This window comes from Acidobacteriaceae bacterium (genome assembly GCA_035944135.1).
Taxonomy (GTDB): Bacteria; Acidobacteriota; Terriglobia; order Terriglobales; family Acidobacteriaceae; genus Granulicella.
The window spans coordinates 150,543-171,282 of sequence record DASZBM010000002.1 but is presented as its reverse complement, the minus strand read 5'-3'; the positions used below and the strand labels follow the sequence as shown (position 1 = coordinate 171,282).

The 20,740-nt window shown below is 60.9% G+C and carries 16 protein-coding genes and 1 tRNA gene; 9 read left to right on the top strand and 8 right to left on the bottom strand.

What is annotated here, in order from left to right:
• Positions 1-2: 2 nt before the first annotated feature.
• The 5 genes from murI (at position 3) to VGU25_03370 (ending at position 4,780) form a co-directional block, all read left to right on the top strand.
• Entirely contained in the window at positions 3-1,025 is a 1,023-nt protein-coding gene (gene murI / locus VGU25_03390) for a glutamate racemase (protein HEV2576234.1), read from the top strand.
• A 42-nt stretch (positions 1,026-1,067) separates the two neighbouring features.
• Complete coding sequence (locus VGU25_03385; protein HEV2576233.1) at positions 1,068-1,451, top strand: EVE domain-containing protein; 384 nt, start codon at positions 1,068-1,070, stop codon at positions 1,449-1,451.
• A 286-nt stretch (positions 1,452-1,737) separates the two neighbouring features.
• Positions 1,738-2,508 (top strand): enoyl-ACP reductase, encoded by a 771-nt coding sequence (locus VGU25_03380; protein HEV2576232.1) that lies wholly within the window; start codon positions 1,738-1,740, stop codon positions 2,506-2,508.
• A gap of 258 nt (positions 2,509-2,766) precedes the next feature.
• On the top strand, positions 2,767-3,279 hold the full coding sequence (locus VGU25_03375; protein ID HEV2576231.1) for a DinB family protein: 513 nt from the start codon (positions 2,767-2,769) through the stop codon (positions 3,277-3,279).
• Between the two features lie 229 nt (positions 3,280-3,508).
• Positions 3,509-4,780: an amidohydrolase family protein gene (locus VGU25_03370; protein ID HEV2576230.1), complete on the top strand. Its 1,272-nt coding sequence runs from the start codon at positions 3,509-3,511 to the stop codon at positions 4,778-4,780.
• Here VGU25_03370 and VGU25_03365 read toward each other — a convergent pair.
• On the bottom strand, positions 4,777-6,597 hold the full coding sequence (locus VGU25_03365; GenBank protein HEV2576229.1) for an ABC-F family ATP-binding cassette domain-containing protein: 1,821 nt from the start codon (positions 6,595-6,597) through the stop codon (positions 4,777-4,779). The genes VGU25_03370 and VGU25_03365 overlap by 4 nt on opposite strands.
• Positions 6,598-6,817: 220 nt before the next feature.
• Between VGU25_03365 and fucP the strand changes: the two genes are divergently transcribed.
• The 4 genes from fucP (at position 6,818) to VGU25_03345 (ending at position 14,164) form a co-directional block, all read left to right on the top strand.
• Positions 6,818-8,077, top strand: coding sequence for an L-fucose:H+ symporter permease (gene fucP / locus VGU25_03360; protein HEV2576228.1), 1,260 nt, complete (start codon positions 6,818-6,820; stop codon positions 8,075-8,077).
• A 572-nt stretch (positions 8,078-8,649) separates the two neighbouring features.
• Positions 8,650-9,960 (top strand): TolC family protein, encoded by a 1,311-nt coding sequence (locus tag VGU25_03355; GenBank protein HEV2576227.1) that lies wholly within the window; start codon positions 8,650-8,652, stop codon positions 9,958-9,960.
• Positions 9,957-11,045 (top strand): efflux RND transporter periplasmic adaptor subunit, encoded by a 1,089-nt coding sequence (locus VGU25_03350; protein ID HEV2576226.1) that lies wholly within the window; start codon positions 9,957-9,959, stop codon positions 11,043-11,045. The genes VGU25_03355 and VGU25_03350 overlap by 4 nt, the downstream gene beginning before the upstream one ends.
• Positions 11,045-14,164, top strand: coding sequence for a CusA/CzcA family heavy metal efflux RND transporter (locus tag VGU25_03345; protein ID HEV2576225.1), 3,120 nt, complete (start codon positions 11,045-11,047; stop codon positions 14,162-14,164). The genes VGU25_03350 and VGU25_03345 overlap by 1 nt, the downstream gene beginning before the upstream one ends.
• Before the next feature lie 38 nt (positions 14,165-14,202).
• On the opposite strand, the gene VGU25_03340 is transcribed toward VGU25_03345, so the two are convergent.
• The 7 genes from VGU25_03340 to lon all read right to left on the bottom strand — a co-directional run bounded on the left by VGU25_03340 (position 14,203) and on the right by lon (position 20,585).
• Positions 14,203-14,290, bottom strand: a tRNA-Leu gene (locus VGU25_03340).
• A 33-nt stretch (positions 14,291-14,323) separates the two neighbouring features.
• Positions 14,324-15,343 (bottom strand): Asd/ArgC dimerization domain-containing protein, encoded by a 1,020-nt coding sequence (locus VGU25_03335; protein ID HEV2576224.1) that lies wholly within the window; start codon positions 15,341-15,343, stop codon positions 14,324-14,326.
• 46 nt (positions 15,344-15,389) lie between these two features.
• Entirely contained in the window at positions 15,390-16,214 is an 825-nt protein-coding gene (gene pssA, locus VGU25_03330; protein ID HEV2576223.1) for a CDP-diacylglycerol--serine O-phosphatidyltransferase, read from the bottom strand.
• The gene (locus VGU25_03325) at positions 16,211-16,894 is read right to left on the bottom strand and encodes a phosphatidylserine decarboxylase family protein (GenBank protein HEV2576222.1); all 684 of its coding nucleotides are present in this window, start codon (positions 16,892-16,894) and stop codon (positions 16,211-16,213) included. The genes pssA and VGU25_03325 overlap by 4 nt, the downstream gene beginning before the upstream one ends.
• Positions 16,895-16,910: 16 nt before the next feature.
• Positions 16,911-17,372 (bottom strand): ribosomal protein S18-alanine N-acetyltransferase, encoded by a 462-nt coding sequence (gene rimI / locus VGU25_03320; protein HEV2576221.1) that lies wholly within the window; start codon positions 17,370-17,372, stop codon positions 16,911-16,913.
• Positions 17,372-18,040: a tRNA (adenosine(37)-N6)-threonylcarbamoyltransferase complex dimerization subunit type 1 TsaB gene (gene tsaB / locus VGU25_03315; GenBank protein ID HEV2576220.1), complete on the bottom strand. Its 669-nt coding sequence runs from the start codon at positions 18,038-18,040 to the stop codon at positions 17,372-17,374. The genes rimI and tsaB overlap by 1 nt, the downstream gene beginning before the upstream one ends.
• Positions 18,041-18,131: 91 nt before the next feature.
• A complete protein-coding gene (gene lon, locus VGU25_03310) occupies positions 18,132-20,585 on the bottom strand; it encodes an endopeptidase La (GenBank protein HEV2576219.1) in 2,454 nt (817 codons plus the stop codon).
• Positions 20,586-20,740 lie beyond the last annotated feature (155 nt).

The following is a 20,740-nucleotide window of genomic DNA, read 5'->3' as shown; positions in this document are numbered from 1 at the left end:
TCATGGAGCGCTTCGGGGTTCCCGCCAAACCGGGTGCCCCATTCATCGAGCAACGCGAGATGGGTGGGGTCGAACGATCGATTCTGCCGGGTGCCCCATTCATGGAGCGCTCCGGGGTCCCCGGCGAGCCTGCTCGCTGGGGTGGTAGCGACATGAGTGGGCAACAACGATCCTCAAGTTCCCCCCGCCCCATCATCGGTGTCTTCGACTCCGGCTTCGGCGGCCTCACCGTCCTCCGCGCGCTCCTCTCTACCATCAGCGGCGCCCACTTCCTTTACATCGGCGACACCGCCCGCCTCCCCTACGGCGCCAAGTCCCGCGCCACCGTCTCCCGCTACGCCGTCGAATCCGCGCGCCTCCTCGAATCCCGCGGCGCGCAACTCCTCGTCATCGCCTGCAACACGGCCACAGCCCTCGCTCTCGACGACATCCGCTCCGCCGTCCGCGTCCCCGTCCTCGGCGTCATCGAGCCCGGCGCCCAGGCCACCGCCACCGCGATTCGTTCTCTACCCTCTACCCCTTATCCTCTAACCCCTGCCCCCTCCGTCCTCGTCCTCGCCACCGCCGCCACCGTCCAATCCCACGCCTACCACTCTGCCTGCGCCGCCCTCGGACTTCGCGCCACCGAAAAAGCCTGCCCGCTCCTCGTTCCTCTCGTCGAAGAAGGCTGGGTGGACCACCCCGTCACGCGCGAAGTCATCCGCATCTACCTCCGCGAAGCCCTCGCCACCTGCACCCCCGACGCCGTCCTCCTCGGCTGCACCCACTACCCGCTCATCCACACCGCCATCGAAGCCGAGCTCCGCGCACTCAATTCCTCCGCTGTCGTCATCGACTCCGCCCAGGCCACCGCCGACGCCGTCGCCCAAACCCTCGCAACCACCCCCATCGCCGCCCAACTCTCCCCCACACCCTCCACCTTCGACTGCTTCGCCACCGACTCCGTCGAAAAATTCCAGCGCCTCGGCTCCCACTTCCTTGCCCAACCCATCAGCGAAGTCCACCTCCTCGACCTCGGCGGCTAAACTGTCTTTACTCTCTACCCTCTACCCTCTACCCTCTGCTTTATGCCGTACCTCCTCAAATCCGAGCCCGACGTCTACTCCTTCGACGACCTCGTCCGCGACGGCGAAACCACCTGGGACGGCATCAAGAATCCGCAAGCCCTCATCACCCTCCGCAACATGAAGCCTGGCGAGCAGGTCGTCATCTACCACTCCAACACTGGCAAAGCCGCCATCGGCCTCGCGAAAGTCGTCTCCGTCAAACTCGACACCGACGGCAAGACTCCCATCGTCCGTCTGAAAGCCGGCAAGCGCCTCAAGCGCGAAAAACCTCTCGCCGAAATCCGCGAATCGAAGGTCTTCAAAGATTCCCTCCTCTTCCGCCAGTTCCGCCTCTCCGTCGTCCCCCTCACCGACGCCCAATTCGACTGGCTCGTCAACGGCTGATTCTCGCGACACTCCGGGTGCCCCACCCTCGACGCGAAGCGGCAGGGTGGCGGTATCGCGCGTTAAGACGCGCGAGTGCTTTTCGGGCCACCACTGGTCCGTCGTCCTGAGCGAAGTCGAAGGACCCCGACAGTGTTTGTGTCACCCATACCGCCTAACCCTTTTCAACCACGAACGCTCGGTTCGCGCCTTAACTCGCATCTCGAATCTCGCATCTCGAATCTCATAGCCGACCAAATCATCCACGCCCACCCCTGCTATCCTGACCCACGGAACAGGAGCTCTCATGATCAACATGCAAGGTCAGGTCGCGGTCGTCTTCGGAGTCGCCAACAAACGCTCGATCGCCTACGCCATCGCGGAAAAACTCGCCCAGGCAGGCGCCACGCTCGTCCTCGGCTACCAGTCTGAGCGCCTCAAAAAAACCTCCGAAGAGCTCCTCAAGGAACTCGGCCAGGCCGACACCGGCCTGCTCGTCGAGTGCGATGTCTCCTCGGACGAAGCCATCGCCGCCGCCTTCGCGCAGATCCAGGCAAAGTTCCCCGCCATCAACACCGTCGTCCACTCCATCGGTTTTGCCCCCAACATCAAGAACGCTGTTCTCGATACCGGGCGCCGGGACTTCGCCATCGCCAACGACATCAGCGTTTACTCGCTCATCGCCATCGCCCGCGTCGCCTCTCCGCTGATGCCCGAAGGCTCCTCTATCCTCACGCTCACCTACTACGGCGCTGAAAAAGTCTTCCCCAACTACAACATCATGGGTGTCTGCAAAGCCGGCCTCGAAGCCGCCGTCCGCTACCTCGCCGCCGAGCTCGGCCCCAAAAAGATCCGCGTCAACGCCATCTCCGCCGGCCCCATCAACACCCTCGCCGCGCGCGGCATCGGCGACTTCGCCACCATCCTCGACACCGTCACCCACCGCGCCCCTCTCCACCGCAACGTAGAGCAGGAAGAAGTCGGCGGCACAGCTCTCTTCCTCTGCTCCAGTCTCGCCTCTGCTGTCACCGGCGAGATCACATTCGTCGACTGCGGCTTCAACGTCACCGGCATCTAGCTGCGATCCATTTCACCGCGATCGCCTTCGCAGGATGCTGAATCACATTCAACTCACAGCTCACAGCTCGAAGCTCACAGCTGAACGCACGAACGTCTGAACCTTTGGTAGGGGCAAGGCTTCAACCATCCCGTGTAGTCACCCTGACTCGCATCTCGAAACTCGCATCTCGAAACTCATAGCGCAATACTTCGCAGGAAGCCTGTCATCACGCCCGTGTATCTTGTTCCCTGACCGCAATCCCATCCGGAGCCACCTATGAAGATCGCCGACATCCTCCTCCTCGACTTCGACGCCGAGATCTCCAATACCCGCCGCACCCTCGAGCGCGTCCCCGACGACAAGGGTGACTGGAAGTGCCATGACAAATCCATGGCCTTCGGTCGCCTCGCCATGCACTGCGCCACCATCCCGCTCTTCGGCCACTACATCATCGAGGACGACGGTATGGACATGGCAGCTCCCAAGCGCCCCCACCTCGCGCTCGAGTGGAAGGGCCGCGACCAGGCCCTCGCCGCTCTCGACGACGCCGCCGGCAAGTGCCGCACCTCACTCCTCAGCGCCAGCGACGAAGTCCTCATGACTCCCTGGCGCTTCAGCTTCGGCCAGCAGCTCATCGGCGAAGCCCCGCGCGCCGCCATGTTCCGCAGTCTCTTCTTCGACCACATGATCCACCACACCGCCCAGCTCGGCGTCTACCTCCGCCTCAATGACGTCCCCGTCCCCGCTCTCTACGGCCCCTCCGCCGACGAACAATGGTCCCCCAGGTAATCCACAGTCCCTCTTGACCCCACCCGTACAATTAACTTAAGGACACAGAAACCCGGCCTAGCGCCGGGTTTCGCTTTTGCGCTCTTTCTAAACCCAATCATCTGAAGACTTTGCGAGCAACACACGCGAAAAATCAGGACTTTACACCAAAAGTCCAGACCTAACCCTTCTTCTCTGAAGACTTTGCACAAAAACAGGGGGGGAGGGGGGTGGTACCCTTTTCCGCAAGATGAAACCCGCAATCCTCGCCGTCGCGCTGCTGCTTCCCGTTGCCGGTCCCGCGCAGCAGGACCAGAAATCCACAGTCCTCCACGCTGCGCACCTGCTTGACGTCGGGGTCGGCAAGCTCATCTCGCCCGGCGAGGTCCTGGTCACCGGCAACCGCATCCGTGAGGTCGGCGAGCACGTCTCCCATCCCGCCGACGCGACCGTCCTCGACCTCGGCGACACCACGCTGATGCCTGGCCTCATCGACGCCCACACCCACCTCTTCCTCCACCCCGGCAACGAGGCCTTCCAGACCGTAGAGGAATCGGTCCCGCAGCGCACCCTCATCGCCGCCGCCCAAGCCAAGGCCGACCTCCTCGCCGGCTTCACCGCCGAGCGCGACATGGGCACAGAGGGCGCGTATTGCGCCGACGTCGCCGTCCGCAACGCCATCAGCTCCGGCCTCATCCCCGGCCCCCGGATGCGCGTCTCCTGCAACGCCATCGATATCAACGGAGGGCACGAGGACAACTCCGGTCTCAACCCCGAGGAGCACCTGCTCTCCAACGCCGATCGCGCCAACTCCACCGATGAAGTGATTGCGACCATGCGCGAGCAACGCAAACAAGGCGCAGACTTCACCAAGATCTACGAGACCGGACGCGACCACCTCGTGAACGGCGTGTTCACCACGCCCTATCAGTACAACGAGGCCCAGCTCGCCGCCGCTGTCGAAGAGGCCCACCGCACCGGCTCACGCGTGGGAGTCCACTGCACGGGAGAGCCAGGTGCCCTGTACGCCGCCCAGGCCGGCGTCGCCTCCATCGACCACGCGCTGAACCTCTCGCCGGAGACGATGAAGCTGATGCACGACAAGCAAATTTACGCCGTGCCCACCTTCGCAATCTTCGAGTACTTCGCCCAGCATGCGGAGACACCAGCAGCAGCGAAGCGCGAGAACGACATGCTCGCCTTCCATGCCGAACAGTTCAAGAAGCAGATGGCAGCAGGCGTGCCGTTCGCTGTCGGTTCTGATGTCGGTCCGTTTCCGCATGGGACGCAGGCGCGCGAGTACGAGCTTATGGTCCAGTACGGCATGAGTCCCGCCAACACCCTCCGCTCCGGCCTCATCAACGGCGCAAAACTTCTCGACTGGACAGACGAGATCGGTCAGCTCAAGCCCGGCTTCTTCGCCGACATCATCGCCGTCCCGGGTGATCCGCTGACCGACATCTCGGTCCTCTCTCACGTGAAATTCGTGATGAAAAACGGCGATGTTGTGCGCAAGGACTAGCCGGCTTTTTCGCTGAGTTCGACCCAGCGCTCGAGCAGGCGGTCGTGCTCGGTCTGTGCTGCTTCCAGTTCTGCGAGAGCTTTGGTCAGCGCAGAAGGATCCGTTGCGACCGCAGGATCTTCGATGCGGCCTTTGGCTGTTGCAAGCCGCTCGTCCGCGGCTTCAATCTGTGCAGCGATGGTGTCGAACTCACGCTGCTCCATGTAAGAGAGCTTCTTTTTCGTCATGGAAGTGGCAGGTTTTGCAGATGCGCTCGTGACGGGCCTTGGCTGTGCTGCGGCTGCGGTGGTCTCACGCCACTGTTCCCACTGCAGATAATCAGCGAAGAGTGCCGCGTTGCCTCGGCCGTCGAGGCCCAGAACGCTTTCGGTGACGCGATCGAGCAGGTGACGGTCGTGCGTGACGAGCACGATTGCGCCGGAGAACTCCTGCAGGGCTTCTTCGAGGATCTCAAGTGTTGGGATATCGAGATCGTTCGTCGGCTCATCGAGAATGATCACGTCAGCGGGCTGAAGCATGAGCTGAGCGATCAGAACGCGGGCGCGCTCGCCGCCGCTGAGGCGCTCGACGGGCTGGCGAAGTTGATCTCCGGTGAAGAGGAATTTCGCCGCGTAGCTGGCGACGTGAACGACTCGCCCCTGGTAGACCACGGCGTCGGAATCCGGAGCAAGCGCGCGTTGCAGGGTGATCGTTGTATCGAGCTCGCGCAGCTGGCTGAGATAGACAATACGCAAAGTGGGCGCGCGTTTGACGGTACCACTGCTAACGGGAGTCTCGCCTGTGATTGCGCGCAAGATAGTTGTCTTCCCTGCTCCGTTCGGGCCAATGATGCCGAGGCGCGCGCGATTCGTGAGCAGCAGATTGACATCCCGCACGATCTCGCGGCCCTCATAGGCAACGCTGACGTTCTCGAGCTCAATGAGGCGCTTTGTCTCCCGGTCAGTGGCGTCAAAGCTAATCGAGGTTGCTGAGGTACGCAGACGAGCATCGACTTCGGCGAGCTTGCCGATGAGTGCATTGGCGTTGTCAATGCGAGCTTTGGCCTTGGTCGCGCGCGCCTTGGGGCCGCGGCGCAGCCATTCAATTTCCGTGCGAACGCGATTGCGAAGGCCCTCCTGCACGCGCATCTGCGATTCTAGGTAGCTTTCGCGTAATTCGAGGAACTGCGAGTAGTTTCCGCGCATGCGGAGCAGACCTTCCGCGTAGGTGCGGCTGAGCTCGATGATTTCATTCGCTACATTCTCGAGGAAGTAGCGGTCGTGCGTGACGACGACGACGGCGAAGCGAGCGGAGCGCAGTGTCTCTTCCAGCCACTCGATACCTTCAATGTCAAGGTGATTGGTCGGCTCATCGAGAAGGAGCACATCAGGGCGCTGAACGAGGCCTTCAACGAGTGCGAGACGTTTGCGCCAACCACCACTGAGGCTTGCGGCGGCGGCGTTGAACGATGCGCCTTCGGATCCATCGTCCGTGAAGCCGGCGCGGCCGAGCGTTTCGCGAAGACGCTGCTCGCGTTCGTCTGCGGGAACGGCAGCGCGCTCCATCGCCCGTTGGACGATCTGGCGGACGGTGATTCCGGGTGCGAATTCTGAAACCTGTGCAACGTAGCTAACGGCGGCACGACGACGCGCGGTGATCTCGCCGGTATCCGGCTGCTGTTCGCCGGCGAGCATGGCCAGCAGAGTCGACTTGCCGGCGCCGTTAGGGCCGATGAGACCGATGCGGTCGTTGTCGTTGATGGAGAGCGAGAGATTCTCAAAGAGCGGCGTTGCGCCGAAGCGTTTGGAGATGGCCTGAGCTGTGAGGATGGGAGCCATAGAGCTGCTAATTTTTCACCTGGTACCAGTCTACGGGGATGTCGATTGGGCTGCGGGAACGATGTGCAGCGAGCGCGATATGATGTTGGGCAATGAAAACGGCGTTGCATAATTTGAAACGCGCAAAGACTGTGGATTGATGCAGATAACGCAAAGTAATCCGCAGACTGCAGGTGCCTCGGGTCGCACAGAGCACGCGCCCGTGTTTCCAACGGGGCAGATGCTCCCATTCGTACTCGTAGTGGTGCTGTTCTTCATCTGGGGGATGTCGAACAACCTGACCGACATTCTTGTGCAGCAGTTTCGTAAGGGATTCAACCTGTCGCAACTGCAGGCGCAGATGGTGCAGTCCGCTGTGTTCACCGGCTATTTCTGCATGGCGATGCCCGCGGCGCTGCTGATGCGGCGATGGGGATACAAAGCGGGCATTCTTGCGGGGCTGTGCATCTTCGGCCTAGGAACTCTGCTGTTCTGGCCGGCGGCGGTGATTGGGCAATATGCACCGTTTCTGCTGGCGTTGTTTGTTGTGGGTTGCGGTTCGGCGACGCTGGAGACGGCGGCGAATCCGTTCATCGCGCAGTTTGGACCGGCGGAGACATCAGAGCGCCGCTTGAATTTTGCGCAGGCGTTCAATCCGCCGGGCACGATTACGGGCGTGCTGGTTGGGACGTACTTCATCTTTTCGGGCGTGGAGCTGCCTGCGGCGAAGGTCGCGCAGATGAAAGCTGCGGGGACGTACGCAGCGTATCTGCACACGGAGATCATGCGCGTGGTACCCACGTACGTGGTGCTAGGGTGTGTGGTACTGCTGTGGGCGCTGCTGATTGGAATCACGCGGTTCCCCGCGATGGCGACGCAGGCGAAGGATGATGACGATCGGGGGAGCTTCGGAGCGCTCGGACAATATCCGCATTTGTGGTTTGCGGTGATTGCGCAGTTTTTTTATGTGGGCGCGCAGGTGACGACGTGGTCGGCGTTCATCCCGTATGTGAAGCAGTACACGACGATTTCCGAACGCGGGGCCGGGTGGTTTTTGACGGGCAATCTGATTTTGATTGCATGCGGGCGGTTTGTGTCGACGGGCCTGATGCGGTGGTTCAGGCCGTCGCGCATGATGGGCGTTTATGCGATCGTGAACATCGGACTGATCGGCGTGGGGATAGTGCATCCGGGACTTGCGGGCGCGATTGCAATCATGGTGACGAGCTTCTTCATGTCGATCATGTTCCCGACGATCTTTGCGCTGGGCGTGAAAGGACTGGGAGCGAATACGAAGATTGGCGGCGCGCTGATTGTGATGTCGATTGTGGGTGGCGCGGCGTTTCCGCCGCTGCTGGGAGCGATTGCGCGAGCGACCGGAAGTATGGCGCATGGATACATCGTCGTCGCTGTAGCGTATCTCGCGGTAGTGATTTATGGGTTCGGACAGGGACGCGATGTGAGCATGGCAAGCGTGGACCGCGTGCCGGACACCTTTTAGAGGTGTACCTCGAACGGCGGGCATGATAACGGGGTTGCATTAGCAACGGCGCGCGAGTCAAAAGTTAGTAAGGGTGTCCTGTCCTCAACGTGAAAAATATCGCGGACGGGTAGAATGACGCTGTGGAGCTAGCTTCCAATCTCACATGGCTCGGTGTCTCGTTGGTGCTTCTTGTGCTGACGTATTGTTTTGTACGCCGCGGCACGGTGCGCATCAGACCATCGTCGGCCATGATGGCGACGCTCCTGGTTTGCTTTCTCCTGCTCCCTGTAATTTCGGTGAGCGATGACCTCATCGAGGCACGACAAGCTACGTTGCCGCTGTCGGCGCAGACGTGGCACCTTGCATCGGAGAGCGCATCGATCGGCCTGGAAGCGATCTTAGTTATAGAAACATCCTTGCTCCTGTTATTGGGCTGCGAGCTCGTCAAGCTGCGAGCGCTTGACGAACGAGAGGATTGCTTTCGACCCATGGAGGCATGGCTGACGCCATCGCAACGACTACGACCTCCGCCTGCTCTCGCCCGCTAGAACTCCGTTAAATTGTCTGGTCGAACTGCCCTGCAGTTCCAAATGAGCGAGGTTGCATTCGTGCGCCGATGTGTCTTTCTGCTTTTACTGATTTGTGTGGCCAGCAGTGCGTGGCCTCAATCTTCACCACCAACTCCGCAGATCCCAACAACCATCACGGCATCGACATCGCCGTCGAAGGCCGCGCCGTTGACGCTTGCGCAAGTGCTGGATCTGGCGCACCGCAGCAATCCGTCGCTGCTGGCCGGGGCGCAGCACCTTTCAGCAGTGCGTGCGCAGGAGATCACGGCCGGGCTTCGGCAGAATCCTGTTGGCGCTGTCACGGGCCAGATGGTAACGCTGCTACCGAGCAACCCTAATGGTCCCGACTTCTACAGCGTGGGCGTGTCGCGGTTATTCGAACGGGGCAATAAGCGTGAATTCCGCCTCGAGAATGCGCGCTCCACAACGTCGTTGACGAGCTTTCAGCTGGACGATCAGCGCCGGCAAACAGATCTTGCGATCCGCCAGGCATTTTCGCGCATGCTCTACGCACAGGGAGCGCTGAATATCTCGCGCGAGAATCTCGAGGGCTATCAGAAAACGGTCGACCTCATGAAAGTACGACTCGATGCCGGCGACATAGACCGTACGGATTTCGATCGTATTGAACTTCAGCTCGCGGGATTCCAGTCCGATCTCGCGAACGCCGAACTTACTCTGAAGCAAGGGAGCATTGCTTTGCAGACGCTCCTTGGAATCGCGACGCCGAGCGACAACTTTGCGATTACAGGGAGCCTTGCGCCTCCGCCGGAAATGCTCACGCTCGATGATCTGCGTAACAGCGCGCTCGCGAACAGGCCGGATCTGAAGGCGGCACAGGCACAGATCGACACGAACGTCGCAGCGGCGAAGCTGGCCAAGGCGAACGGAACGGCGGATCCCACGATCGAAGGCGAATACGAGCGCAGCGGTGACGCCAACACTTTCGGCGGGAACATCAACATTCCTCTCCGCATCTTTGATCGCAACCAGGGCGAGAAGCAGCGGACTGCGTACGAGCTTGAAAGCAGCAGACTGGCTTATACCGCGGCGCGCAATCAGGTTCTCTCCGATGTCGACAGCGCATGGGCGGGCTACCAGACAGCAGTGGCCGAAGACGCGCTCTACCGCAACAAGTACCTGGCCGAAGCGGCCCATGTGCGGGACAACCTGGAGTTCAGTTATCGAAATGGAAATTCGACTTTGCTCGATTACCTGAGCGCACTCTCCGACTACAGACAGGTGAACCTGGCTTCTTTAAACGCGCAGCTACAGTTGCTTCTTTCGATCGAACAGTTGTCCTACGTGACACAAACGGAGATCCTCCCATGACAAGATCCCGCCAATTCATCACTTCTCTTGGCCTTGCAGCGCTTGCGGCATTTTGGGTTTCGGGCTGCAAATCATCTTCTTCCACGGAAGAGACGCAGCCAGCTACAGCGAATATCCAGGTCAGCGCGGTTCACGCGCAACCGTTCGAGGATCCGCTGGTTCTTCCGGGACGGGTCGAAGCGGACCCGGATCACGTAGTGCACATCTACGCTCCCTTGAGCGGCCGGCTTCTGAATATGACTGCTGTTCCGGGACAGGAATTGCGGAAGGGGCAGACTGTTGGGGAACTCCAGAGCGGTGATGTCGCACAGGCACGCTCGGACTTCGAAAAGGCACGAATCGAAGCACTTCGCGCTGACCGGGCGCTCACCCGGGGCAAACTGCTCGCGGCGCATGAGGTGATGTCGCAGGCTGACCTGCAGGAGCTGCAGGCCACCGACGATGCTGCGCATTCAGAGCAGGAGCGTGCACGCCAGCGTATCCACGAGCTTGGGTTTTCCGAGAACGGCACCTCGGACATCGTTGCCGTGACTTCCCCAATTAGCGGAACGGTCCTCGACATAGGGACGGCAAGCGGCGAATTGCAGCGGTCCCTTGAAACCACGACGGGGATCGCCACCGTGGCAAACCTTGACACGATATGGGTGACCGGCGATCTGTACGAACAGGACCTGGGCTCAGTTCATCTTCATGATCCTGTCACGATCACGTTCCCCGCATACCCAGGGCAGAATTTTCGGGGGACAGTCGCAAACATCGGGGATTCACTTGACCCGCAGACACACGCGGTGAAGGTTCGCGTTGTGCTCGCTAACCCAGATCACAAGCTAAAGCCCGCCATGTTTGCCACGTTGCAGATCGCACGTCCCACTGTGGCCCGCATCATGGTTCCGCAGGCAGCCGTTCTACACGACGGCAACGCGACGGAAGTTTATGTTCCGGATGGTCAAGGGAAGTACGCACCCCGCAAAGTGACTACCGGAGCAACCCACGGCGATCAGGTAGAGATCGTTTCCGGCCTGCGAGACGGCGAGCAGGTTGTAACTGAAGGCGCAGCGTTTCTGCGTGAGCCGGCCGGAGACTGATGATGGCTGCATTCCTGAGAGCACTTTTGCGGTACCGCACGGTAGTTCTGATCCTGCTGGCAGCTGGACTGGCCGCCGGAGTCTATGGCGCGCTCAAGCTCGACATCGAAGCCTATCCCGATCCCTCGCCTCCGCTCGTCGAGGTGATCACTCAGAACCCGGCGTGGTCGGCGGAGGAGATGGAGCAGCAAGTCACTGCGCCAATCGAGCTGACCCTGAACGGCACGCCTGAACTGGAGCAGGTGAGGTCGATCAGTATCTTCGGCCTCAGCGATGTGAAGCTGTACTTCCGCTTTTCAAGCGATCTCTTCCACGATCGACAGGAGGTCCTGGCGCGGCTGCAGACGCTGACATTGCCGAGTAACCTGCAGCCCCAACTTTCGCCGTGGTCGCCCGTTGGCGAAATCTACCGGTACCAACTCACCGGCCCGTACTCGTTGAACGATCTGAAAGCAACGCAGGACTGGCTGGTTCGCCGAGAGCTGAAGCAGGTGCCGGGCATCATCGACATCACGACCTTTGGCGGCACAACGAAGCAGTACCAGGTGGAACCGGACCCGAACAAACTTCTTGCGTATGGGGTCACGCTGCCTAACGTAATCAGCGCGTTGCAGAACAGCAACGCCAATGCGGGAGGTAATTATCTGTCGATCGGCGATCAGAACGTCAATGTGCGTTCCGTCGGTCTGCTGAAGAACATCGATGACATCAACAACATCGTTGTGGCCGAGAAAAACGGCACACCTGTGCTGCTGCGGGATGTTGCGACAACGAAGGAAGGATTTCAGCCGAGGCTTGGCAAGGTGGGCCGCGACAAACAGAGCGACATCATAGAGGCAATCGTTCTGCTGCAGAAGGGCGAAGAGAGCCTGCCGGCCCTGAGCGCACTGAAGAAAAAGATCAATGAGCTGAATCACGGCACACTGCTGCCAGCCGGCATGCATATCAGCACGATCTATGACCGTACCAAGCTGATCGATCTCACGACACACACGGTTGAGCACGTGATCGTCACAGGGCTTGTGCTGGTCACGCTGATCCTCCTGCTGATGATTGGCGACCTGCGCACAACCCTGATCGCTGCCGCCACTATCCCGTTCGCCGTACTCTTTGCATTTTCGATGATGGTCCTTACGGGCCGTTCCGCGAATCTCATTTCGATCGGCGCAATCGACTTCGGCATCCTTGTAGACGCATCGATCGTTGTACTCGAGAATGTTTTTCGGCGACTCACTCGTCGCGCTCCGGGGGAGGAAGCGGGGACGGCCATTGTCCAGGGAGTACAAGATGCTGCCCGCCCCGTGCTCTTCTCCACGCTCATCATCCTGGTCGCATTTATTCCGCTCTTCACGATGCAGGGTGTGCCCGGCAAGATCTTCGCGCCCATGTCGGTCACCTATGGGTTCGCGCTGACCGGCGCACTGATCTTCGCTCTGGTCTTTGCCCCGGTGCTCAGTGACGTCTTCGCGCCGAAGACTTCCGGGGCAAAACAATCTTCGACGACCCAGTCGAGTGACTCGCATCCGAAGACCGAAGGCACGGTGCTGAGCCGCTTCTTCGCGCGCCATTATCAGCGCATTCTTCGTCACACGATGTCCAAGCCTCGGCGCATGTGGATCACCCTGACCGTAACGGGAATCGGCACGGTGCTGCTGTTCGTCTTCGCAGTTGGCGGTGAGTTTATGCCGCCGCTCGAGGAAGGCAATCTCTGGATACGGGCCACCCTGCCGCAGGACATCTCGTTCGAACGGGCGTCGGACATGGCCGACCAGCTCCGCGCCGACATCTCGTCGTTCCCTGAGGTCACACAGGTTGTTTCGCAGCTGGGGCGTCCGGACGATGGTACCGACGTGACGACGTTCAACAATATCGAGTTTGGAGTTGATCTGAAGCCGAAGAACAAGTGGCCCTCTGAGCTTCATGGCAACAAGGACAAACTGATCGATCAGATGCAGAGGGTCTTCTCAAAATACCCCGGCGTCGACTTCGGCTTTTCGCAGACAATCCAGGACAATGTTGAAGAGGCGATGAGCGGCGTCAAGGGCGAGAACTCACTCAAGCTCTTCGGCGACGACCTGGACGAACTCACGCGTCTGGCTGACCAGATCGCCGGTCTCATGACGCAGGTGAAAGGCGTTACTGATGTTGGTGTGTTCAAGGTGAACGGACAGCCCGACCTCATCGTCAACGTCAACCGGCAGGAGGCCGCACGATACGGGATCGCGCCCGCAGATATTAATGCTGCCATCCAGGCCGCGGTCGGCGGTGCAGCCGTCACGCAGATGATCGAAGGCGACCGTCGGTTCGACATCACTGTTCGGTACCCGGAAGCCGATCGCAGCAACACGGACGCGATTGGGCACATTCAACTAGCAGCGTCCGATGGAGGACGTGTAGCGCTTTCTCAAGTCGCTGATATAGGAATTCGGGAAGGCAGCTTCATGATCTACCGTGAAGGTGGCCGACGATATATACCGATCAAGTTCAGCGTGCGCGGCCGCGATCTCGCCGATACGATTCAGGATCTTCGCGGGCAACTGCAGCAGAAGATTCGCCTCCCCCAGGGCTACAGCTATGCCTGGGCGGGTGAATTCGATTCGCTCCGCAAAGAGCAACAGAGGCTGGCGGTGATTATCCCAATCAGCCTCCTGGTTATCTTCCTTCTGCTGTATCTGCAGTTTCAGCGCTGGAGCGATGCTCTCATCGTGCTCGTTACACTGCCGTACTGCGCTATTGGCGGCGTGCTGGCGCTGCTCGTCACGCACACACCGTTCAGCATTTCGGCCGCGGTAGGATTCACGTCCCTGACGGGAGTTGCCACGCTGGCTGCGGTGGTCTTCCTCTCCGGTGTGCGCCGCTCCCAACGGACAAATTCGGGCCCAGATGGACTTCAGGCTGGGGCTCTTGATGAGCTTCGTCCCGTTCTGATGGCGTGCCTGGCGGCGGGTCTGGGTCTTCTCCCAGCGGCCACGATGAACGGAATCGGAGCTCAGGCGCAGCAGCCGCTGGCTCGGGTGGTCGTGGGAGGCATGGTCACTACGGTGCTTGCGGTGCTGTTGCTCATTCCGGAGCTGATGCAGCGCACAAAACCGCCACAGGCGACGGCGGCGGAACGGTGAGATAACGATGGGAGCTTGCAACTTCAGCGCGTCGCTATTGGTGCCGGGAGGGGGGGTCGAACCCCCACGATCGCAAGGATCGGCGGATTTTGAGTCCGCTGCGTCTGCCAGTTCCGCCATCCCGGCGCACCTCTTCGAGTGTACCGCAGTCAGTGGCGGCTACTGACTGTTTACGGTATGCGACTTGGCGAGTTCTCCGCAGGCGATAGCGTGGCGCGCGGTTAGCTTGACGTTGTCCGCGGCCATCCAGAGCCAGAAGCCGCGGATGTGTTCTGCGCTCGCGGTGTCCAGGTTGAGCGCGATGGCGATTCCCTGCTCTTCGACGATGCTCTGATTGGTGGGTGCTGCTTCGCGAGGATTGGCGAGGTGGACCAGGCCGCCGTGGAGTGCATGGCCGACCGCAGACGCATCTGTGTCTGCGGGAAGCTGCGCGTAGACCGACATCGTGTAAGCGTGAAACACGGGCGCCTGGACGAGCTGGAATGAGATGGCGGACGCGAGTGAGTCTCCGGCGATTGCTTTGAGGTGCCGCCGAATCGTCGAGGAGATCTGGGTCATGTCGAGCCTTGCCGATTCGCCGACGGAGATACGCAGGTTGAACGCGACTTGCGCATCGTAGACCTCCTGCGGCAACGAGTGGAAGGCGAGAAGGTTGACGGTCTGCTGATGCATCTCATCGAGGCCGCGGCTTCCCTGCTGCGATGCGGGCTCGAGCACCGTCGCGGCGAGGTGCACATCCTTGAACGCCGCTGATAAGCGCGAGGCGACGATGCCGAGCATCACCGCTGCGGGATGTGCGGAGACTACGACAGCTGCGCTGCTGGTGGGGGTGGCGCCTGCATTGATCCACGGAGAGCGAATGACAACTCCGGGTTCGTCCTGAAGCGCAAACGTGAGATCGACGACGATGGCGCCGGCTGACCGGGCTTCATGCCAATGTGCGCGGGTCATCTGCGGATCGCCGGCGAAGAAAGCGATGTCGCACGTTTCGAAGATTTCGGGAGTGAGAGGCTGAATGACGAGCGCTTCGTCCCCGCCGGCGATGAGCTGGCCGCTGGAATCCGGAGTGTCGGCGAGGCGGAGATCCCATTCCGGGTGCGAGCTGTTGAGCTCGTCGATGAGTTCCTTGCCGAGCAGCGTCGAGGCGCCGACGATCACGGCGCGAAGCCTGGTCGCCATCGCTGCCCTCCTTTCTGTGCTTGAGATGTTATGCCGGTGTTTGCTGCTAAGCGGCTTTGGCGGAACAGCGGCTCCAGGAATAGGCGAGCCGGGCCCCAACTCCGGAGACGAGATAGATCATGGCCATCACGATGAGCGCGTACTGATGCCACTCGAAGATTACAGCGAGCAGCACGAGGAGCAGAACGAGCAGACGGCCGGGCCTGCGGGAGCTGAAGTCTATCTCCTTGCCGCTCCAGAAGCGCCAACTGCTGACCATGAGAAAGCCGGTGAAGGCGACAAGCGCGATCCACAGAGCAGACAGCCAGACGTTGTGGACGGGTGAGCCGCCCTCAAAGTGGATGACCGCCGAGAGAACGGCAGCACCTGCAGGGATGGGCATGCCGACGAAGTACTTTCGGCCAGGGCGGCCTGGGTTGCGTGGTTTGGGATCAATGCTGATGTTGAAGCGCGCGAGGCGGCAGGCTCCGCAGATGAGAAACAGAAAGCAGATGACAGCGCCGAAGTGCTCGACACGATTTTCGATGATGGGATAGCCGGAGGGCACAACCTGGCGTACGCCCCAGAGATACGCGAGCAGGCTGGGCGCGACGCCGAAGGTGATCACGTCAGCGAGTGAGTCGAGTTCGCGACCGAAGGCGCTGGAGGTGTTGGTAAGACGTGCGATGCGGCCGTCGAGCCCATCGAAAACACCAGCGAGCACAATGGCGATGGCGGCGTGATCGAAGCAGGCCGACTCGCCAGTGTGGATTCCGCGGATGCTCTGCAGAATCGCGTAGTAGCCCATGGCGATGTTGCCTGCCGTGAAGAGCGACGGCAGAACATACATGCCGTGCCTAATTGGGTGAAGCCTCGCGGTCTCGGCGCTCATCCGCGTCCGTCCGTCTGCCCTGCGATGGAAACGATACCGAGCACAGAGCTTCCGCCCTTCACTCGATCCCCTGCCTTGACGCGCAGTTCCACATTTGCGGGCAGGAGTACGTCACAACGCGAGCCGAACTTGATCATGCCCATGCGCTGTCCGCGCTCTACGCGTTGGCCCACCCGCAGATTGCACACGATGCGGCGTGCGAGCAGGCCGGCAATCTGTTTGAAGCTGATAGTGTAGTGCTCGTTCTCTATCGTGACGAGCGTCTGCTCATTGTGCACAGCGGACTCGGGCTTGAGCGCGTTGAGGAAGTGGCCTTCGCGATACTCGACGAGGCTCACGACGCCTTCAGAGGGCACACGGTTCACGTGCACGTCGAACACATTCAGGAAGATGGTCACGCGAACGCGGCTGCCGGAGGTGGTTTCAATCCAGTCAGCTTCTTCGACCTTGCCGTCCGCCGGTGAGACGATGACGCCTGCGCCCTGTGGGATGGTGCGCGGCGGGTCGCGAAAAAACCAGAGGAAGAAGGCCGCAAGCAGCAGCGGAATTAATGTCAACGCAAGAATGTGCGTCGAGAACCAGACGATGATTGCGACGACGATCAGCGCCAGCCCGTAGAAAAGCCCATCACGCACCATAGCCACACGATTATACCCGCGATGGCCGAGAGGTTTGAGCACCCGGGAGAAGGATTGCCTAGAGGACCATGGTCATCACGAGCGCATCCTCTTCAGGATCGCGATAGTAGCCCCGGCGTACGGCATTCTTTTCAAAGCCGAGTGATTCGTACAGGGCGCGTGCGGGGATATTCGTGAGCCGCACCTCCAGCGAAGCTTGCGTTGCATGCCGCGCGTGTGCCCACTTGAGGAGATGGGAGCAGAGAAGGCGGGCGACTCCCTGCCGCCGCCAATCTGCGCTGACGGCGAGGCTCTCGATCTCTGCAACGTCCGCTGCAAGACCCACTACGCCGAAGCCGACGCACTCGTTGGCGGACTCGGCCATGAGAACCAGTCGCGCTGTTGTGCTGGGGGAACGAAGAATCTGCTGCCATGTTGACGGCGACCAACGCGGTGCGCCGGGAGCACTCTCGCTCAGAGCGAGAAGCCGCTGCAGATCGGTTGCGTCCGCAGGACGGAGAATGATGCCAGGCGGCGCCATCAGTGCTGCTTCGCCTCGGCTGTTGGAGAGTGCCGTGGGCGAGTGTAAATCTCACTCTCCGGCAAGACATAGTTTGCGTCGGCAAAGGCGACGTTCGTCCCACCCGCGGCGAGGCAGCGCTCCACTGGACGCAGAAGATCAATGGGCCGAAGCTCCCGGACGACGGGCGCAAGTTGGGCCAGCAGCTCTGCGGTGCGCATCTCTGCAACAACGATCGGCGCGCCGGCAGCAGTGCGTTCAAATTGCTCAATCGTGGCAAGCCACTCGTGCGCAGGTTCGGTGCGGCGCTGCTCGCGGATGTAGAGCGAACCACGGCCGGCGTCGAGTAAGGCGAAACCTTCGTCGAGTCCCGCGGCCTCGGCGAGCAATTGAAGGCGCGAGATGCTGGCGAGTGGAACGCCGGCAACTTCGCAGAGACCCTTGGCCATCGCGAGACCGGTGCGCACACCAGTGAACGAGCCGGGACCGGAGACGACTCCAATTCCGTTGAGAGCGCGAAGAGAGATGCCGGAGGCGGAGAACATGCGGCGGAGCTCGGGCAACAGCACAGCGGAGGCGGAGCGCAGCGGGAACTCCGCGCCGGCAAGGATCCGATCGCCTCGCGTCAGCACGGCGCCTGGTGCGTCGCCGACGGTGTCGATCAGCAGCAGTGTGCTCTCTGCGGTCATCGTTCTCAGGATATCGTTGCCGCTTCGTTCCAGCGTAAAAGCAAAACAGCCGAGGCAGATTCGCCCCGGCTGTCAGAAGCATCCGCGCCGCTTAATTCACGGATGCGAGAACCTCTTCGCGAACTTCTTCGTCCTGCACGGTCTCCTGCTGCGTGTGAGGCAGAGCGACGGCGAGCACGTCCTCGATGCGCGAGGCATAGTGGATGGTGACGTTGTCGATCTGGTCAGGGGCGAGATCTTCCTCCACATTGGTTTTCACGTCGATGGGAAGGATGACATCGCGAACACCCGCGCGTTTCGCGGCGAGGAACTTCTCCTTGATACCGCCGACCGGAAGGACGTTTCCGCTGAGCGTGATCTCGCCGGTCATGGCCAGCAGCGGGCGAACTGGTTTGTCCGTCAGCAAGCTGACGAGGGCAGTCGCCATCGTCACACCGGCGCTGGGGCCGTCCTTCGGGATCGCGCCCGCAGGTACATGGATGTGAATGTCCGTGTCCTTGAGAACGTCCTCATCGAGTCCAAGGGATGCAGCGTTCGAACGCACCCACGTGAGAGCGGCCTGCATGGACTCCTTCATCACGTCACCAATCTGGCCGGTCATGGAGAAGTTGCCCTTACCCTTCATCTTGTTGGCTTCGATGAAGAGGACGTCGCCGCCGGCGGGTGTCCAGGCAAGACCTACAGCGACTCCGGGGCGCTTCGTGCGCTCGGCGATTTCGGTGTCCACGCGAACCTTGATGCCGCCGAGAAATTCGTGCACGATCTCCGGGGTGATCACGAGCTTCTCGCCCTTGGCGGGGTCAAGCTGGCCTTCGGCGACGAGGCGTGCCGTCTTGCGCGCAACTGTGCCGATGAGCTGCTCGAGCCTGCGGACACCAGCCTCACGCGTGTAGTGACGGGCAATGAGAGCGACGCTTTCCGTCGGAAACTCGATCGCTTCGGGCGAGATTCCGTTCTCCTTGATCTGGCGCGGAATCAAATAGCGCTCAGCGATGTTGACCTTTTCCTCCTCGGTATAGCCGGTGAGCTCGATGATCTCCATGCGATCGAGCAGCGGCGCCGGTATCGTGTCCAGCTGGTTGGCTGTGCAGATAAACAGCACGTGGCTGAGGTCGAACGGCTGATCGAGGTAGTTGTCGCGGAACGTATTGTTCTGCTCCGGATCCAGCGTCTCGAGCAGCGCGCTCGCCGGGTCGCCGCGGAAGTCGCGGCCAAGTTTATCGATCTCGTCCAGCATGAAGACGGGATCACGCACTTCGACCCGCTTCAGGTGCTGAATAATCTGCCCCGGCAGAGCGCCGATGTACGTGCGCCGGTGACCGCGAATCTCCGCCTCGTCATGCATGCCGCCGAGCGAAATGCGCGAGAACTTGCGACCGAGCGCCCGGGCGATCGAGCGGCCGAGCGAGGTTTTGCCCACTCCCGGAGGGCCAACAAAGCAGAGGATCGGACCCTTCATGTCGGGCTTGAGACGGCGCACGCTCAGATAGTCGAGGATGCGGTCCTTCACCTTTTTGAGGCCGTAGTGGTCGGTGTCGAGAACCTCCTGCGCCTTCTTGATGTCGACTTCGCCTGCGGACTGCTTCGACCACGGCAGGACCGCGAGCCACTCGACGTAATTGCGCGTGAGAGAGTAGTCCGCCGCGGCGGGATTCATGCGGCTGAGGCGGTTCAACTCTTTGAGGGCGTCCTTCTTGACCTCCTCAGGCATGCCCGCAGCTTCGATCTTCTCTTTGAGCTCCTGGACATCCTTCTGAGTCTCGTCCTGATCGCCAAGCTCCTTCTGAATCGCCTTCATCTGCTCGCGGAGATAGTAGTCACGCTGCGACTGCTGCACCGAGTCCTGAACCTCGCTCTGAATCTTGTTGCGAAGCTGCTGGACCTCGATCTCCTTGGCGAGATGGCTGTTCAGCTTCTCGAGGCGCGCCTTCACGTCGGCCGTCTCGAGCAGTTCCTGACGCTCGGCCGTTGTGAGGAACGGCAGACTGGAGGCGATGAAATCGGAGAGCCGCGACGGTTCCTCAATGTTGATGGCTATCGTCTGCAGGTCGTCCGACAGGGTCGGCGACGAGGTGACGATCTCGCGGAACTGGCCGACGACATTGCGCTGCAGGGCTTCGAGCTCCGCGGAATCCGGAGGCACGATCTCGTGAATCGTCTCGAACTCGGCCGTGAGGAACGGCTGTACCTGCGTGAAGTTGGTCAGTTTCACGCGCTCCGTGCCCTCCGTGAAGACAAAGAGGCTCTGGTTGGGCATCTTTACGACCTTATGAACGGTCGCTCGTGTGCCGATGGAATGCAGGTCGGTGCCGAGGGGGGCATCCTGTCGGGCGTCGCGCTGGGCGACCACCAGGATGGTCTTCTCCTCGCCGAGGGACTGAATGAGCTGGATGGAGCTCTCACGGCCCACGGTCAGGGGCAGCACGGCGTGAGGGAACAGAACCGTATCTCGCACGGGAAGAACAGGATACGAGCTCCCGTCAACCTTTTCCTCACCCTCTCTTTCGCCTGTCGGCCGGATTACGCTCACAAACTCGTTTGGCATCTTTAGTGTGTCCTTATCAACTTTCATGCATAGGATGCACTAGACCCTGCCTCGGTCGCAAGATCTGGACTCCCCTGCGCAGGCCCGTGCCAAACCGTTCCCCAGCCGATTCGGCGGTGCTTTCTAAGATGTCGAAGCTGGGTTTCACGTCCACG

Excerpts from the sequence above, each read along its gene's own strand:
- murI (HEV2576234.1), top strand. The coding sequence starts at position 3 with ATGGAGCGCTTCGGGGTTCCCGCCAAACCGGGTGCCCCATTCATCGAG.
- VGU25_03385 (HEV2576233.1), top strand. The coding sequence starts at position 1,068 with ATGCCGTACCTCCTCAAATCCGAGCCCGACGTCTACTCCTTCGACGAC.
- VGU25_03380 (HEV2576232.1), top strand. The coding sequence starts at position 1,738 with ATGATCAACATGCAAGGTCAGGTCGCGGTCGTCTTCGGAGTCGCCAAC.
- VGU25_03375 (HEV2576231.1), top strand. The coding sequence starts at position 2,767 with ATGAAGATCGCCGACATCCTCCTCCTCGACTTCGACGCCGAGATCTCC.
- VGU25_03370 (HEV2576230.1), top strand. The coding sequence starts at position 3,509 with ATGAAACCCGCAATCCTCGCCGTCGCGCTGCTGCTTCCCGTTGCCGGT.
- VGU25_03365 (HEV2576229.1), bottom strand. The coding sequence starts at position 6,597 with ATGGCTCCCATCCTCACAGCTCAGGCCATCTCCAAACGCTTCGGCGCA.
- fucP (HEV2576228.1), top strand. The coding sequence starts at position 6,818 with ATGCTCCCATTCGTACTCGTAGTGGTGCTGTTCTTCATCTGGGGGATG.
- VGU25_03355 (HEV2576227.1), top strand. The coding sequence starts at position 8,650 with ATGAGCGAGGTTGCATTCGTGCGCCGATGTGTCTTTCTGCTTTTACTG.
- VGU25_03350 (HEV2576226.1), top strand. The coding sequence starts at position 9,957 with ATGACAAGATCCCGCCAATTCATCACTTCTCTTGGCCTTGCAGCGCTT.
- VGU25_03345 (HEV2576225.1), top strand. The coding sequence starts at position 11,045 with ATGATGGCTGCATTCCTGAGAGCACTTTTGCGGTACCGCACGGTAGTT.
- VGU25_03335 (HEV2576224.1), bottom strand. The coding sequence starts at position 15,343 with ATGGCGACCAGGCTTCGCGCCGTGATCGTCGGCGCCTCGACGCTGCTC.
- pssA (HEV2576223.1), bottom strand. The coding sequence starts at position 16,214 with ATGAGCGCCGAGACCGCGAGGCTTCACCCAATTAGGCACGGCATGTAT.
- rimI (HEV2576221.1), bottom strand. The coding sequence starts at position 17,372 with ATGGCGCCGCCTGGCATCATTCTCCGTCCTGCGGACGCAACCGATCTG.
- tsaB (HEV2576220.1), bottom strand. The coding sequence starts at position 18,040 with ATGACCGCAGAGAGCACACTGCTGCTGATCGACACCGTCGGCGACGCA.
- lon (HEV2576219.1), bottom strand. The coding sequence starts at position 20,585 with ATGCCAAACGAGTTTGTGAGCGTAATCCGGCCGACAGGCGAAAGAGAG.